This is a genomic window from Achromobacter sp. CF-sbj1-Ac2-l, assembly GCF_052698165.1.
On the sequence record NZ_CP199855.1, the window covers coordinates 168,242 to 182,857 of the forward strand.

At 68.1% G+C, this 14,616-nt stretch carries 10 protein-coding genes; 2 read left to right on the plus strand and 8 right to left on the minus strand.

From position 1 onward, the window contains the following. Positions 1–30: 30 nt before the first annotated feature. Positions 31–1,545 carry a DEAD/DEAH box helicase gene (locus ACUDCK_RS00755; protein ID WP_175167278.1) on the minus strand — a complete coding sequence of 505 codons (1,515 nt, stop codon included), beginning with the start codon at positions 1,543–1,545 and terminating at the stop codon, positions 31–33. Positions 1,546–1,849: 304 nt separating this feature from the next. Between ACUDCK_RS00755 and ACUDCK_RS00760 the strand changes: the two genes are divergently transcribed. Both ACUDCK_RS00760 and ACUDCK_RS00765 read left to right on the plus strand, forming a co-directional pair. After that, positions 1,850–3,322 carry a YdgA family protein gene (locus tag ACUDCK_RS00760; RefSeq protein ID WP_054503762.1) on the plus strand — a complete coding sequence of 491 codons (1,473 nt, stop codon included), beginning with the start codon at positions 1,850–1,852 and terminating at the stop codon, positions 3,320–3,322. Positions 3,323–3,473: 151 nt separating this feature from the next. Beyond that, positions 3,474–4,913, plus strand: a complete 1,440-nt coding sequence (locus ACUDCK_RS00765) for a YdgA family protein (protein WP_244976886.1) — start codon at positions 3,474–3,476, stop codon at positions 4,911–4,913. A gap of 30 nt (positions 4,914–4,943) precedes the next feature. Here the strand turns inward: ACUDCK_RS00765 and ACUDCK_RS00770 are convergent, their stop codons facing one another. The 7 genes from ACUDCK_RS00770 to ACUDCK_RS00800 form a co-directional block, all read right to left on the minus strand. Beyond that, positions 4,944–6,152 (minus strand): metal-dependent hydrolase family protein, encoded by a 1,209-nt coding sequence (locus ACUDCK_RS00770; protein ID WP_175167276.1) that lies wholly within the window; start codon positions 6,150–6,152, stop codon positions 4,944–4,946. Positions 6,153–6,180: 28 nt separating this feature from the next. After that, positions 6,181–7,908, minus strand: coding sequence for an ABC transporter ATP-binding protein (locus tag ACUDCK_RS00775; protein ID WP_054503760.1), 1,728 nt, complete (start codon positions 7,906–7,908; stop codon positions 6,181–6,183). A gap of 7 nt (positions 7,909–7,915) precedes the next feature. Continuing rightward, positions 7,916–8,842, minus strand: coding sequence for an ABC transporter permease (locus ACUDCK_RS00780; RefSeq protein ID WP_054503759.1), 927 nt, complete (start codon positions 8,840–8,842; stop codon positions 7,916–7,918). Positions 8,843–8,854: 12 nt separating this feature from the next. After that, the gene (locus tag ACUDCK_RS00785) at positions 8,855–9,826 is read right to left on the minus strand and encodes an ABC transporter permease (protein ID WP_024067408.1); all 972 of its coding nucleotides are present in this window, start codon (positions 9,824–9,826) and stop codon (positions 8,855–8,857) included. Between the two features lie 156 nt (positions 9,827–9,982). Then, positions 9,983–11,590, minus strand: a complete 1,608-nt coding sequence (locus tag ACUDCK_RS00790) for an ABC transporter substrate-binding protein (protein ID WP_064527542.1) — start codon at positions 11,588–11,590, stop codon at positions 9,983–9,985. A 210-nt stretch (positions 11,591–11,800) separates the two neighbouring features. Then, on the minus strand, positions 11,801–13,171 hold the full coding sequence (locus tag ACUDCK_RS00795; protein WP_064527545.1) for a GTPase/DUF3482 domain-containing protein: 1,371 nt from the start codon (positions 13,169–13,171) through the stop codon (positions 11,801–11,803). Continuing rightward, positions 13,164–14,594, minus strand: a complete 1,431-nt coding sequence (locus tag ACUDCK_RS00800; protein ID WP_175167275.1) for a DUF2868 domain-containing protein — start codon at positions 14,592–14,594, stop codon at positions 13,164–13,166. The genes ACUDCK_RS00795 and ACUDCK_RS00800 overlap by 8 nt, the downstream gene beginning before the upstream one ends. Between the last annotated feature and the right edge of the window lie 22 nt (positions 14,595–14,616).

A 14,616-nucleotide genomic window follows, 5' to 3' on the forward strand; every position in this document is an offset into this window, starting at 1 on the left:
TGGGTCGCAGTAACAGGTATGCCGCTGATATTACTTGGAGAGCAGCGCGGCGCGCGGGGCGCCGGCCGGGCGGCCGGCGTTGCCGTTGCCGGCGGGGCGGGCGCTGCCTTCGGGACGGCGGTGGTTCTGCTGCGGGCGGGCGTCGCCGCGGCCGGCGTGGGCCGGACGGTCGGACGGCTTGCCATCGCGCTGGCCCTGGCCGCCGCGGTTGTCGCCGCCGGCACGGGCCGGCGCCGGGGCGCGGCCGCCGTTGGCGCTGCGCGGCGCGGCGTTGGCCGGGCGCGAACGGGGCGCGCCGGCGTTGCCGCCGCGGCCGCCGTTACGGCCGCCACCGCCACGCGGCTGGCGCGAGTCTTCGTCGCGTTCCTGGCGTTCGAAGGCGGCGGCGCTGGTGGCGGGCGGGGTCCAGTCGGCCACCGGCTTGCGCTCGATGGTCTTCTTGATCAGGCGCTCGATGTCCTTGAGCAGCTTGATCTCGCTGTTGTCCACCAGCGAGACCGCGGCGCCGGTGGCGCCCGCGCGGCCGGTGCGGCCGATGCGGTGAACGTAGTCTTCCGGCACGTTGGGCAGTTCGAAGTTCACCACCTGGGGCAGTTGGTCGATGTCCAGGCCGCGGGCGGCGATGTCGGTGGCCACCAGCACCGTCACGGTGCCGTCCTTGAAGCCGGCCAGCGCGCGGGTGCGGGCCGACTGGCTCTTGTTGCCGTGGATCGCGGCGGCGGTCAGGCCGTCCTTGACCAGCTTTTCGGCCAGGCGGTTGGCGCCGTGCTTGGTGCGCGTGAACACCAGCACCTGGTGCCAGCCGCTTTCGCGGATGATGTGGCTGATGAGGTCGCGCTTGTGGTGCTGTTCGACCAGGTGCACCGTCTGGGTGACCAGTTCGGTGGCGGTGTTGCGCGGGGTGACCGAGACTTCGCCCGGGTTGTTCAGCACGCCGCGCGCCAGCGCGCGGATCTCATCCGAGAAGGTGGCCGAGAACAGCAGGTTCTGGCGCTGCTTGGGCAGCAGGGCCAGGATCTTGCGGATGTCGCGGATGAAGCCCATGTCGAGCATGCGGTCGGCTTCGTCCAGCACCAGGATCTCGACGCCGGACAGGTCGACCGTCTTCTGGCCGCAGTGGTCCAGCAGGCGGCCGGGGGTGGCCACCAGGATGTCCAGCGGCTTGCGCAGGGCGGAGATCTGGGGGTTGATGTTGACGCCGCCGAACATCACCATGGACGTCAGCGAGGTGTGCTTGCCGTAGGTCTGCACCGATTCGGCCACCTGCGCGGTCAGTTCGCGCGTCGGCGTCAGGATCAGGCAGCGCGGGCGGCCGGCCTTGCGGGCTTCCGGCTTGCGCTGCATCAGCAGATGCAAGATGGGCAGCGTGAAGCCGGCGGTCTTGCCGGTGCCGGTCTGGGCGGCGGCCAGCAGGTCGCCGCCCTTGAGGACCTGCGGAATCGCCTGGGCCTGGATGGGGGTGGGCGCGGTGTAGCCGGTATCGGCAATGGCGCGCAACAGGGAATCGGCCAGCCCGAGGTCGGCGAAAGAGGAAGAGGTAGTCAAAACAACTCCAGCGGCAGCCCGTCGCTCAAGTTGAGAGACTCCAATCCAGGCGGACGAATAAGGAGAAAAGGGAAGCGCCCCTGAGGGCGAAGCTTGGCGGCGAAGTGCCTAGCGGACGCGTGCAGATTGGCAAAGCACGCGAAGCCATTGTAGCCGATGCGGCGCCGCGGCATGTGGCGCACACGGTCTGCGGTATAGCTGCGTAACATTTTGCACTAATCGTGTACGAAATTAGTGTAATCCCTAAGCCGGTCTCCCTATAATCCGATCGCTTACCTCCATCACACAAGAATTAAGGGTTGCTATGAAAAAGGCGGCAATAGCGGGTCTGGTCGTTGCACTGGGTGCGATTTGGACCGGCACGGCCTGGTACACCGGCCAGAAGGCCGAAGCGTTCGTGAAGCAGTCGATCGAAGACGGCAACGTCGAACTGCGCAAGTTCGGTGAAAAGTGGGGCGTGACGCCGGTGATCGAACTGATGTCGTTCGAGCGCGGCGTGTTCTCGTCCACCGAGCGCTACCGCGTCAAGTTCACGCTGCCCGCCAAGGATGGCAAGCCGGCCGAGGAGCGTGAACTCCAGTTCGTCGAACACCTGTCGCACGGCCCGTTCCCGTTCTCGAACCTGGCCTCGGGCAAGCTGGCCCCGGCCATGGTCGCGAGCCGCTTCCAGATCGAGGAGACCCCGGCCGTCAAGGGCTGGTTCGCCGCCACCAAGGGCGCCACGCCGCTGACGGGCGCCTATAGCGTCAGCTACGGCAAGCAGGTCACCGGCACGTTCAACCTGGCCCCGGCCGAAGCCTCGACCGACAAGACCAAGCTGACCTTCGCCGGCATGGCGGCCGATGTCGACTTCGACACCAACACCAAGCACGGCGTGCTGGCGCTCAAGAGCGATGGCGTGACGCTGGCCGGCCCCGCCGGCGATAGCGATATCGTGGGCATGGCGGTCAAGGGCATCACGCTCAACAGCGACCTGACCCCGGGCAAGAACGACATGGCCATGGGCAGCCAGAAGCTGGTCCTCAAGGAATGGACCATCACGTCCCAGACCAAGCCGCCGGTGCTGCTCAAGGACACCAGCGTTGCCGTGGACCTGTCCGAGGCCGATACCGGCGTGAATGCCAAGATGGTGCTGGACTTTGGCATGATCAACGTCCAGGCAAAGGACATGGCGGGCCTGCAGTTGGCCATCGGCATGAAGAACATGGACCCCAAGGCGCTCAAGGCCCTGAACGACGTGTACGAGTCTTCGTCGCGCCGCATGATGCAAAGCGGCGGCCAGGAGGGTTCTTCCGAGTTCACGCCCGAAGAACAGCAGATCCTGAAGACCAACGTCGAACTGCTGCTGGCCGGCAATCCCAGCCTGTCGGTGTCGCCGCTGCAGGTGCGCACCGCCAACGGCACCTCGACCTTCAACCTGGACGTGGACCTGGCCAAGCCGGCCTCGACCGACAAGCCGGCAAGCGACCTGGCCATGGAAGCCATTCGCAAGCTCAACGCCAAACTGATCCTGTCCAAGGCCAATCTGGCCGACCTGATGGCGATCGAGCCGCAGACGCGCGGCGTGCCGGCCGACCGCGCCGTCCAGACCGCCAAGGGCCAGGCCGAAATGGTCGGCACCATGGCGGTGGCGATGGGCGTGGCCAAGGCGGAAAACGACAACATCGTTTCCTACCTCAACTACGCCGACGGCCAAGTGGACTTCAACGGCAAGAAGATGCCGCTGCAGCAGTTCATGATGATGGTCATGAGCGGCGCGATGGGCGGTATGCGCTAAGGCGCGGGCAAGACCCCGGCGCCGGCATGATGCCGGCGCCCCACGCGGGCTGCGGCGCCTTAGGGCGCGGCAGCCCGTTTTTCATGCGCGGCGTATGCTGGCGGCTTCGGTTCATGCGGGACCGGCGCAATTGGGAAGCGGGAAGGACATTATGCGGAAATGGGTGGCGGTGGGTTGCACCGTGCTGGCATTGGGCGCGATCTGGACAGGCACGGCCTGGTACACCGGCAAGCAGCTCGAGAGCGGCATGGCGCAGTTGGCCGAAAGCGCCGACGCGCAGGCGCGGCTGATCGGCGCGAAGCTGGGCGAGACGCTGTCGTTCGAACAACTGTCGTACGAACGCGGCGTGTTCACGTCGCAAGCGCGCTATCGGCTGAAGGCGCAGCCCTTGGCCAAGGATGGCCCCGGCGCGACGGGACGCGACTACGAGATAGTGGTGCGCCTGGATCACGGGCCGTTCCCGCGGTACCGCCTGTTGCAGGGCCATCTGTTTCCGGCCATGGCCGCCGCCCGCGCCGAGTTGGCGCCCACGCCGTCGCTGGAAACCTGGTTCGCCGCCGCGCAGGGCGGCGTGCCGATGACGGCCGAGGCCGTGGCGGGGTATGGCCGCGACATCGCGGCTTCCCTGGCGTTGGCGCCTGTCGAGCGCGCGCGCGACGAGTCCCGCTTCAGTTTCTCGGGCCTGACGCTGCAGACCGACGTTGCCGCCGGCGGCAAACACACCGTCGTGACGATCCGCTCGGACCGGGCCGACCTGTTCGAGCCGTTCATCAAAGACGGCGCGAACCACACGCGCCGGTTGGCCATGCGTGACCTGGCGATAAGGTACGACGCGACCCGCGCCAGCGACGAGACGGGCGTGGCCACGACCCGTGCGACCCTCAAGCAATGGACCGCCGAGATCGACGGCGAGCCGGTCACCCTGCGTGACGTCGCGGTGAACCTTGACGCCAGCGGCGCCGACAGCGCCATGCAAGGCAAGCTGGCCGTGCAGGTGGCGGGCATCGACACCCGCGCCGGACAGGTGGCCAACCTGCGCCTGGCGGCTGAGGCGCACAACCTGGACCTGGTGTCGTTTCGCGGGTTCCGCGACACCATGGAGGCCACGAAAGATGGCGGCGGCAGTATGAGCGACAAGATGGTGGGGGCAGGTCATGTGATGAAGTTTCTGTTGGCCGAACCCGGCTTCTCGCTGGCGCCGTTGCAGATCGATACCGCCAACGGCAGCGCCACGCTGCAACTGGCGGTGGGCCTGGCCGCGCCGACGCTGTGGAATCACTCGCCGGCCGCGGTGGTCAAGGAGACCGTGCGCAAGTTCGACGCGCGGCTGTCGGTGCCGGTTGCCAGCGTGGCCGACCTCATCGCCGTGCGCCTGCAGGCCGACGGCATGGCCGAGGCCGCCGCCCGCGACGCCGCGCGCCGGCAGGCCGATGGCGTGCGCGACCGCATCGTGGGCAGTCAATGGGGGCGCCTGGAAGACGGCAAGCTGCTGGCGAGCCTGAGCTACGCGGGCGGCCAAGTCGATTTCAATGGAGAGCGCATGCCGCTCGAGACCTTCCTGGCCTGGCTGATGTCGCGGGGCGTGAAGTAAAGCCTGCGCCCGACTCGCGGGCGCAGCGCGTCAGGCCGGCAAGGCGCCCGCCACCACGTCGCCGTTGCGCAGCACCGCCACATGGAAGCGCTTGTCGGCGGCCCGCATGATGTCCTCGGTCGGGTCGCCGCGCACCAGCAGCAGGTCCGCCACGGCGCCCGTCTCCACCACGCCGTGACCGGCCATGCCCATCAGGTCATGGCCGCGCGAGGTGGCGGCAATCAGGGCGTCGACCGGCGTCATGCCGAATTCCACCATGTAGGCCAGCTCCATCGCGTTCTCGCCATGCAGGTTGAACGGCGTGCCGGCATCCGTGCCCAGCGCGATGCGTCCGCCGGCCTTGTAGTACATCTGGATCGATTCGCGATGGCGCTGCTCCACCGCGCGCGCCTTTTCCACGGCATAGGCGGGAATGCCGTTGTCGGCGTTGGCGACGATGTTGCGCACGGCCGCGATGGTCGGCACCAGGTAGGTTTCGGCCGCGAGCATTTCCTCCAGGCACTGCGCGTCCATGAAGATGCCGTGCTCGATCGAGTCGATGCCGGCGCGCACCGCGTTCAGGATGCCCTGCGTGCCTTGCGCATGGCTGGCGGTGCTCTTGCGAAAGCGCTTGGCTTCGTGCACGCCCGCCTTCATTTCGTCGAAGCTGTAGTGCGCATCCATCGGACTCACGCCCGGCGTCATGACGCCGCCGGTGGCCATGATCTTGACCAGGTCGCAGCCGGCGTGGACCTGCTCGCGCACCGCCTTCACCACTTCTTCGCAGCCGTCGGCGACGCGGCCGATGCGGTTGCCGTGGCCGCCCGTCATGCAGATGATGCGCCCCGAGGCCTTGATGGTCGGGCCCGGGAACACGCCGCGCGCAATGGCGTCGCGCACGCCGAATTCCAGGTAGTCCTTGCCGCCGCAATCGCGCAGCGCCGTGAAGCCGCCGCGCAGCGCGGCTTGCGCGTTCTCCAGCGCGGTCAGCGTAATCTGGGCCGGGCCTTGTTTCGACATCTGCGTCTGCGGGTCGGCGCCGCCGGTGTAGACCAGGTGCACGTGGCAGTCGGCCATGCCGGGCATCAGCGTCATGCCCGTGGTGTCGATGCGCCGCCCGGCGAAGCCGTTGAATTCGGCGGCCGGCGCCACCCGCGTGACCTGCCTGCCCTCGACCAGCACGCCATGGCCCGGCAGCATTGCGCCATGTCCGTCGAACACCTTGCCGCCGATGAACAGGGTCTGTGGCAACGCACTCATGTCTCGCTCCTTCTCGTGTGGGTGAGGCTCAGCCTTCCACCTCCAGTCCCTCGCGGGACATGGATTGCAAGCGGGGCATCAGCCCCAGCAGGTGCTGGCTGTAGGGATGCTGCGGATGCTCGAACAGCGCCTCGGTGTCCGCCACCTCCAGCAGTTCGCCGTAGCGCATCACGCCGACGCGGTCGCACATCTGGCGGATCACGGGCAGGTCGTGGCTGATGAACAGCATGGTCAGGCCGAGTTGTTCCTGCAGGTCCTTGAGCAGGTTCAGGATCTGGGCCTGGATCGACACGTCCAGCGCCGACGTGGGTTCGTCGCAGATCAGAAAGCGCGGCCGCGTGGCCAGCGCCCGCGCGATGCAGATGCGCTGGCGCTGGCCGCCGGAAAACTCGTGCGGGAAGCGCTCGGCGGCGCGCTCGCCCAGCCCGACCACGTCGAGCAGGTCCGCCACCACGCGGCGCGTCTCGGCCTCGCTGGCCGCCAGCTTGTGAAAGCGGATCGGCTCGGCCACGATGTCCAGCACCCGCATCCGCGGGTTGAGCGACGAGAACGGATCCTGGAAGATCATCTGGATCTGGCGCCGGAACGGGTTGAGCTGCTTTTCGCCCTTGAGCGCGGTCAGGTCGGTGCCGCCGAACGTGACCGAACCGCCGCTGGGCGTGTACAGGCCCGAGATCAGCCGCGCCACGGTGGACTTGCCCGAACCGGATTCGCCCACCAGGCCGAATACCTCGCCTTCGCCGATCGAGAAGTTGACGCGCTTGACGGCATCCAGCGTGCGCTGGTTGCGCTTGAACAAGGCGCTCTTTAGCACGAAGCGCATGCTCAGGTCCCGGACCTGCACCAGCGGGCCTTCGCCGCGTGCGCCGAAGTCGCGCCGCTGGCCGAGCCAGTGGGTGGCCAGGTCGAGCGGCTTGGCCGGCGTCTTGACGTCCTCGATGTAGGTGACCAGCGGAAAGCGCTTGAGCTTGATGTCCGGGCGCGGAACGGCCGAGATCAGGCTGCGGGTGTAGGGATGATCGGGATCGCCCAGGATCTTGGCGGTGGGGCCCTGCTCGACCAGCTTGCCGTGGTACAGCACCGCCACCCGGTCGGTGACGTCGGCGATCACGCCCATGTCGTGGGTGATGATGATCATGCCGACCTGCTCCTGGCGGCAGAGCTTTTTCAGCAGCTCCAGGATCTGCGCCTGGATCGACACGTCGAGCGCGGTGGTAGGTTCGTCGGCAATGATGACCTCGGGTTCGCAGCACAGCGCCAGCGCGATCACCACGCGCTGCCGCATGCCGCCCGAGAACTGGTGCGGATACTGTTGAACGCGCAGCTCGGGCTGGTCGATGCCGACCTGCGCCAGCAATTGCACCGCGCGCTGCCTGGCCTGGTCGTGCGTCAGGTCCAGGTGCACCAGCATGGTTTCGACCAGTTGGCTTTCCACGGTCTGCAGCGGGTCGAGCGAGGTCAGCGGATCCTGGAAGATCATGCCGATGCGGCGTCCGCGCACCTTGCGCTTCTGCGCCGGGGTAAGGGTGTCGATGCGTTCGCCGTCCAGCAGCACCGCGCCGCCGGCCAGACGGCCGGGCGCTTCGAGCAGGCCGATCACGGCGTTGCCGATGGTCGACTTGCCGGCGCCGGACTCGCCGACCACGCCCAGGATCTCGCCTTTCTCCAGCGACAGCGACACGCCGTCCACCGCCACCAGCGTGCCGCGGCGGCTGGGGAATTCGATGCGGATGTCTTCGATGTTCAACAGGGCCATGGCATCCTCAGCGCAGCTTGGGGTTGAGCGCGTCGCGCAGCCAGTCGCCCAGCAGGTTGACCGACAGCACCAGCGCGACCAGCGCGATGCCGGGGAAGATCGAGATCCACCACATGCCCGAGAACAGATAGCTGTTGCCGATGCGGATCAGCGTGCCCAGCGACGGCGCGGTCGGCGGCACGCCCACGCCCAGGAACGACAGCGTGGCTTCGGTGATGATGGCGATCGCCAGGTGGATGGTGGCGATCACCAGCACCGGCCCCATGACGTTGGGCAGGATGTGGCGGCGCAGGATGGTGACCGGGCCGATGCCGATCAGCCTTGCCGCCTGCACGTACTCCTTGTTGCGTTCCACCAGCGTCGAGCCGCGCACGGTGCGCGCGTACTGCACCCAGCCCGAGATGCCGATGGCGAAGATCAGCACGTACAGGGCCAGTTCGTCGTGCATGTCGCGCGGCAGCAGTCCGCGCGCCACGCCGTCGATCAGCAGCGCCACCAGGATGGCGGGGAACGATAGCTGCACGTCGGCGATGCGCATGATGAAGCTGTCGACGCGGCCGCCGGCGTAGCCGCTGATGAGACCCAGCGTGACGCCCAGGACCATCGAGAACAGCACCGAGGCGAAGCCCACCAGCAGCGACACGCGCGAGCCATACAGCACGGCCGAGAGGATGTCGCGGCCCTGGTCATCGGTGCCGAGCAGGAAGTCGGGGCTGCCGCCCTCCTGCCATGCTGGCGGGGTGTTGGCGTCCATGATGTTCAGGGAAGCCAGGTCGAACGGATTGTGCGGCGCCACCACCGGCGCGAACAGCGCGCCCAGCAGGATGGCCAGCGTGACGGCGGCGGCGACGATGGCGCCGGGCGAGCGCTTGAAGCTGTGCCAGAGGTCGCTGTCGGCGGCGCGCGCGAAGAAGGGAGCGATGCGGGCGTTCATGAGGCGGTTCCCTTATTTGCTCTGCACGCGCAGGCGCGGGTCGACGGCGAAATACAGCAGATCGACCACCAGGTTGATGACGACGAACATGAAGGCGATCAGCACCAGGTAGGCGGCCATCACCGGGATGTCCACCATGCTGATGGCCTGGATGAACAGCAGGCCCATGCCGGGCCACTGGAACACCGTTTCGGTGATGATGGCGAAGGCGATGATGGAGCCCAGTTGCAGGCCGGTGATGGTAATGACCGGCACCATGGTGTTCTTGAGCGCATGGCGGAAATTGATCAGCCGCTCCGGCAGGCCGCGGGCGCGCGCGAACTTGATGAAGTCGGCGCGCAGCACCTCCAGCATCTCGGCGCGCACCAGCCGCATGATCAGGGTCATCTGGAACAGCGCCAGCGTGATGGCCGGCATGATCAGCGCCAGCAGGCCGGATTTGGTCAGGAAGCCCGTGGTCCACCAGCCCAGCCCGACCACGTCGCCGCGCCCGAAGCTGGGCAGCCATCGCAACTGCACGCCGAAGAACAGGATCAGCAGGATGCCGATGAGGAAGGTGGGCAGCGAGATCCCGGCCAGCGAGATCGCCATGAAGGTCTTGGACAGCACGCCGTGGCGCTTGAGCGCGGTGTAGATGCCCATGGGGATGCCGAGCGCCAGCGCCATCACGGCGGAGACGAACGACAGCTCCAGCGTGGCCGGCAGGCGTTCTTCGAGCAGTTCGCTGACCGGCCGGCGATGGCGATAGGAAATGCCGAAGTCGCCGCGCACCGCGTTGGCGACGAAATGCGCGTACTGCACCACGAAGGGATCGTTCAGGCCCAACTGTTCACGCAACTGTTCGCGCTGCTCGGGCGTGGTGTCCTGCCCCACCATGCTGGCGATCGGATCGCCGACATAGCGGAACATGGAGAACGCGATCAGCGCCACCGTCAACATCACCAGCACCGACTGGATCAGCCGCTGCGCAATAAAGGAAAGCATGGTTTGATGCCCTCTTGGTCGGATAACGCCGGGCCGCGCGTTGCCGGTCGCGGCAAGCGGGGCTGGGCCGGGCGCGCCCGGACGGCTGGCGCCGTCGCGGGGGTCGCATCAACACGGCGCCGCGCACGCCCTGCGGCGTGGCGCGGCGCCCGGGGACTACGGCAGGACCACGTCGCGCAGGTCGAGCACGTCGTCGGCGCGCTGGATGACCTTGATGTTGTCCTTCACGCCCCATGACATCGGCTGCTGGTGCAGCGGCAGATAGCCGAAGTCGCTGCGCACGATGCCGAAGGCTTCCTTGATCATCGCGTTGCGCTTGGCCTGGTCGGTCTCGACGCCGATCTTGGCGGTGAGCTCGTCGACCTTCTTGTTGCAGTAGCCGCCCAGGTTGAACTGGCCCGCCGCCGTCTTGGCGTCGCGGCACGCGGCCAGGTTCAGCAGCGTGTTGTGCGCGTCCGTCGAGCTGGGCGTCCATCCGAGCATGTACATGCTGGTCTGGTTGCCGGCCTGCAGCAGGATCTTGCCGAAGTACTTGGACTTGGTCTGCGCCAGCAGGTTGATCTTGATGCCGACGCGCGCCAGCATGCCGGCCACCGCCTGGCAGACCTTCTCGTCATTGACGTAGCGGTCGTTGGGGCAGTCCATGGTGACGGTGAAGCCCTTCGGATAACCGGCCTCGGCCAGCAGCTTCTTGGCGCGCTCCGGATCCGGCTTGTAGGGCGCGCCGAACGATTCGTCGTAGCCGTTGATGGCAGTGGCGATCAGCGAACCCAGCGGCTTGGCCGCGTTGCGCATGATCTTCTCGTTGATGGCCTTGGTGTCCACGGCCAGCACCACCGCTTCGCGCACCTTGGGATCCTTGAAGGGGTTCTTGCCCTTCACGTCCGAGAACAGCAGTTCGTCGCGGTCCTGGTCCATGCCGATGAAGATGGCCCGGGCCTCGGGCGCGGTCAGCGGCTTGACGCCCTTGGCGTCTTCCAGGCGCTTCCAGTCCTGCACCGGCACCGGCTGCACCAGGTCCATCTCGCCCGAGATCAGCGCTGCCACGCGCGTGGCCTCCTGCGTGATCGGCTGGAAGATGACCTCGTCGACGTTGGTCTTGATGTCCTTGTTCCAGTAGCCGTCGTAGCGCTTGAGCACGGTCTTTACGTCCGGCTGGCGCGACACCAGCATGAACGGGCCGGTGCCGTTGGCGTTGAGATTGGCGTAGTTGCCCTGGTTGTCGCCCTTGACGTTGGTGGCCTCGGTGGTCTTGTTCTTCTCCGACCACGTCTTGCTCATGATGTAGAGGAACACCCATTCGCGCGGCAGGATCGGGTTGGGCGTGGGGGTGGTGACCTCGATGGTGTAGTCGTCGATCTTCTTGATGTCGGAGGCCTTGGCGCCGTAGCCCTTCATGTCGGAGCCCGGCGTCAGGCTGCGCTTCCAGGAGAAGATCACGTCATCGGCGGTGAACGGCGAGCCGTCGTGGAACTTCACGCCCTTGCGCAGCTTGAAGACCCATTTGGTGGGCTCCGGGTTTTCCCAGCTCTCGGCCAGCAGCGGCGTCAGTTTCAGGTTGCCGTCATAACCGGCCAGCGTTTCGTAGATGTTGCCCTGGAAGCCCAGCGTGAACGTCTCGTTCAACGCCATCGGGTCCATCGACGTGGCGTCGCCTTGATAAGACCAGTGGAAAGTCTTGGCGGCCGCGCCGGCGCTGAACGCCAACGAGGCCGTCAGTGCAGCCGCCAGCGCCGCTTGTTTCAGGTGGGGGAAAGTACGCATAGCCCTCATGCTCCGTAATGCGCGGATAGCGCGACAGAAGTGATAGGGCCCTGGCCCCACGGGGAGCCGGGGCATGGCGTTGCTGCTACGAGGAAAGGCGGTTCACGGTAGATCCAACCCCTTGTGATTGTCATGGCGGGATGGACCGCACCGATGCAGAACGAATCTTATAGATCGATTCGTTTAAGCGTCAATCGGTTTGGGTTGGGGTTAGTACTTGCTTGCTTTCGCCAATTCGCGCACCACCTGCTTGCGTCGCTCGCTGTCTTCGTGGCCGGGCGCCAGCGCCGACCATTCGGGGCGACTGCGGGCTTCCTTGAGCGCCTCGGGCAAGGGACCGCTGCGCAGCGCCTCGTTATCAGGCCGTTCCAGCCGCAGCGGCGAGCGGGCCGCATGGCCGCGGCGCTCGAGCGCGTCGATCAACTGCCGCTGGCGCAACGCCAGCAGGCGCAGCACCGCGTCGTCGACGCTGATCTCGCGCCAGCCGCGCAGTTTGCCGGCGACGCGCTTGCCGAGCTTTTCCACGCCCTGCCACAGGCCGCCGGCGGCGGCGCCGATCAACATGCCGGTGCCCAGGCTCAAGCCTGCGCTGAGCAGGTCCACCGCGGCGCCGGCCATGGCGCCCGCGGCTGCGCCCATGCCGACCTGCACGCCCATGTCCTTGAGCGCCTGCGGGTGGAACAGGTCCATGCCCCAGCGTTCACCCTGCAGGGGCAGCGCGTCGTCATCGAAATCGGATGAACGGAAGTTGTAGAGCGCCAACAAGGCGCTGACGCAGGCCTGTTCGCGTTGCCGCACCTGCTGGCGCAGTTGCTGCGCGGTCGCGGCCAGCGCCGCTTCGTCGCTGGCGCTGGTCAGGCGCAGCGCGGCGACGTCGACCAGCAGATCGGCCAGCAGTTCGCACGCCGCCTCATGACGCTCGCGGCGCTGGCGCGCCAGGCTGTCGGCCAGTTGCGCCAGGGTGTCGGCATGGCGGTCCAGCAGCACGCCGAGCTTGGCGTATAGCTGCTGTTCGCCATCGAGCGGCGGTGCGACGGTGTCGAACTCGACCGCCGCGTGCAGCCCGAGCCTGGCCAACGCGTCGCGCCATTCGCCGGCGCGGTGCGCGGGCGCATTGACGAAGTTCAGCACTGGCAGCAAGGGGCGGCCGCAGGCGGCCAGGATGGCCAGTTCGTCGCGATGCTTGCCGAGCACGGGGTCGCGCGCGTCGACCACGTACAGCGCGGCGTCGCAGTCCAGCATTTTCTTGAGCACGCGCGCTTCCTGCTCGTAGCGGCCGTGCGCTTCCGGGGTGTCGAGAAAGCGCTGGATGCGCGCCGGTCCGTCGAGCCTTTCGCCAGGCTGGGCGAGGCGTTCCAGATACTCCAGCAAGGCGATGCTGTCTTCCATGCCCGGCGTGTCGAACCATTCCAGCACCGGACGGCCGTCCAGCCGCAGGCGCGCGCCCTCGACGTGCCGCGTGGTGCCGGGCTGGTCGGCCACTTCGCCGAAAGTGGTGTCGCGCGTCAGCGTGCGCAGCAGGGAGGTCTTGCCGGTGTTGGTGTGGCCGACCACGGCGATGCTGATGAGCGGCTCACGCATCGCCGTGCTCCAGCCAGTCCAGCGGCGCGCCGCCGGCGCTGATGATGGCGCCAGCCTCCAGGCCCAGGGCCGCCAGGCGCTCGCGCCAGATGGGTTCGCGCGTGTCGGCGGCGGCGGGCGCGCGCAGCCAGACGCGGGTCTGGCCAGCGTGCGCGGCCAGTTCGGCGATCAGCGCCAGCGTGCCGCGGTCGGGCGTCTGGCGCGCGTCGCAGGCGATCAGCAGGCGCGAGGCGCCGGCTTGCGACAGCGCGTCGAGCAGCCGATTGCGCTGCTCGCGGGTATCGAGATTGCCGGCCATGCGGATGGCGTCGGGCAGGCCGGCGGGCGGCCAGTCCAGATCCGTCGGCAGCTCCAGCCCCAGCAGCACGGGCTGGCCGCCCATGCTCGCCGGGACGGCAGACTCGACGCGGGGCTGATGCAGCGGATCGACCGGGCGGTCGATGCCGGTGGATTGGGCCGGCGGCTCCAGCCGGTCGCGCAGCGCCGCGTAGCCGGCCAGCGCGGGATCGATGCGCAGGCCGCGCAAGGCGCGCCGGGCGACGGCGACGCATGCCAGCCACGCCACCAGGCGCGGCAGGATGCCGTAGGTCACCAGCACGCCGATCAGCCACCACGACCACTGCACCTGCGCGTCGGCCGCCAGCGCCTGGACGCCGTCGCTGGCGCGCACCATGGCGGCGTCGGGCAGCGGAAAACCCAGATGCGCCGGCAGCCAGCCCGCCACCTGGGTCAGCCAGACGAAGGTGTCCGGCGCGAGCAGCGTGGTCGCCCAGATGAAGCGGTAGCTGGCGGTGGTCAACAGCGCCAGCAAGGTCGCCAGCGCCGCGCTCAGGCCGGCCAGCCACAGCCCGTGGCTGACGGCGCCGAACAGCGCGCGCAGCGCGCCCGCGCGGGCCAGCAGATTGAGCAGGGCCTGCGGCACCAGCGCGCTGTCCGGGCCGCGCGCCAGCTTGCGGGTGGCCCACAGCCAGAGGCGCCCCAGCGGGGTCATCGAGGCGGGCGTCAGCAGGAAGCTGGCCAGCCACAGCAGGAAAGTGAGCGCGTGCAGGCCAAGCAAGGCGCCCAGCGCCCACAGCACATTGACGGGACGGGCGCCGTCGCCCAGCGCGCCGGCGGCCACGCCCGCGCCCGACAGCAGCGCCAGCAGCAGCAACACCGCCAGCACGGCCCAGGCGCTGCGGCGCCAGCCGTCCACCAGCGGCGCCAGGCCTTCGCGTCGCGCCAGGTGTTGCGCGCGGGCCAGGATGCGGTCTGGCAGGTCGGCGTCCAACTGGCGCACCCGCCACACCACGGCGGCGTCTTCCAGCGGCCCCCAGTGCGCTTCGCGCAGCCGGACCAGCTCGGCCAGCCAATGCGCGTGCAGCGGCGAGGGGCGGGAGGCGTCGGGGACAGCGGAAACGTCGCGGGAAGTCGGCGATGGCATCGCGGGCGGGGCAGGCGATCAA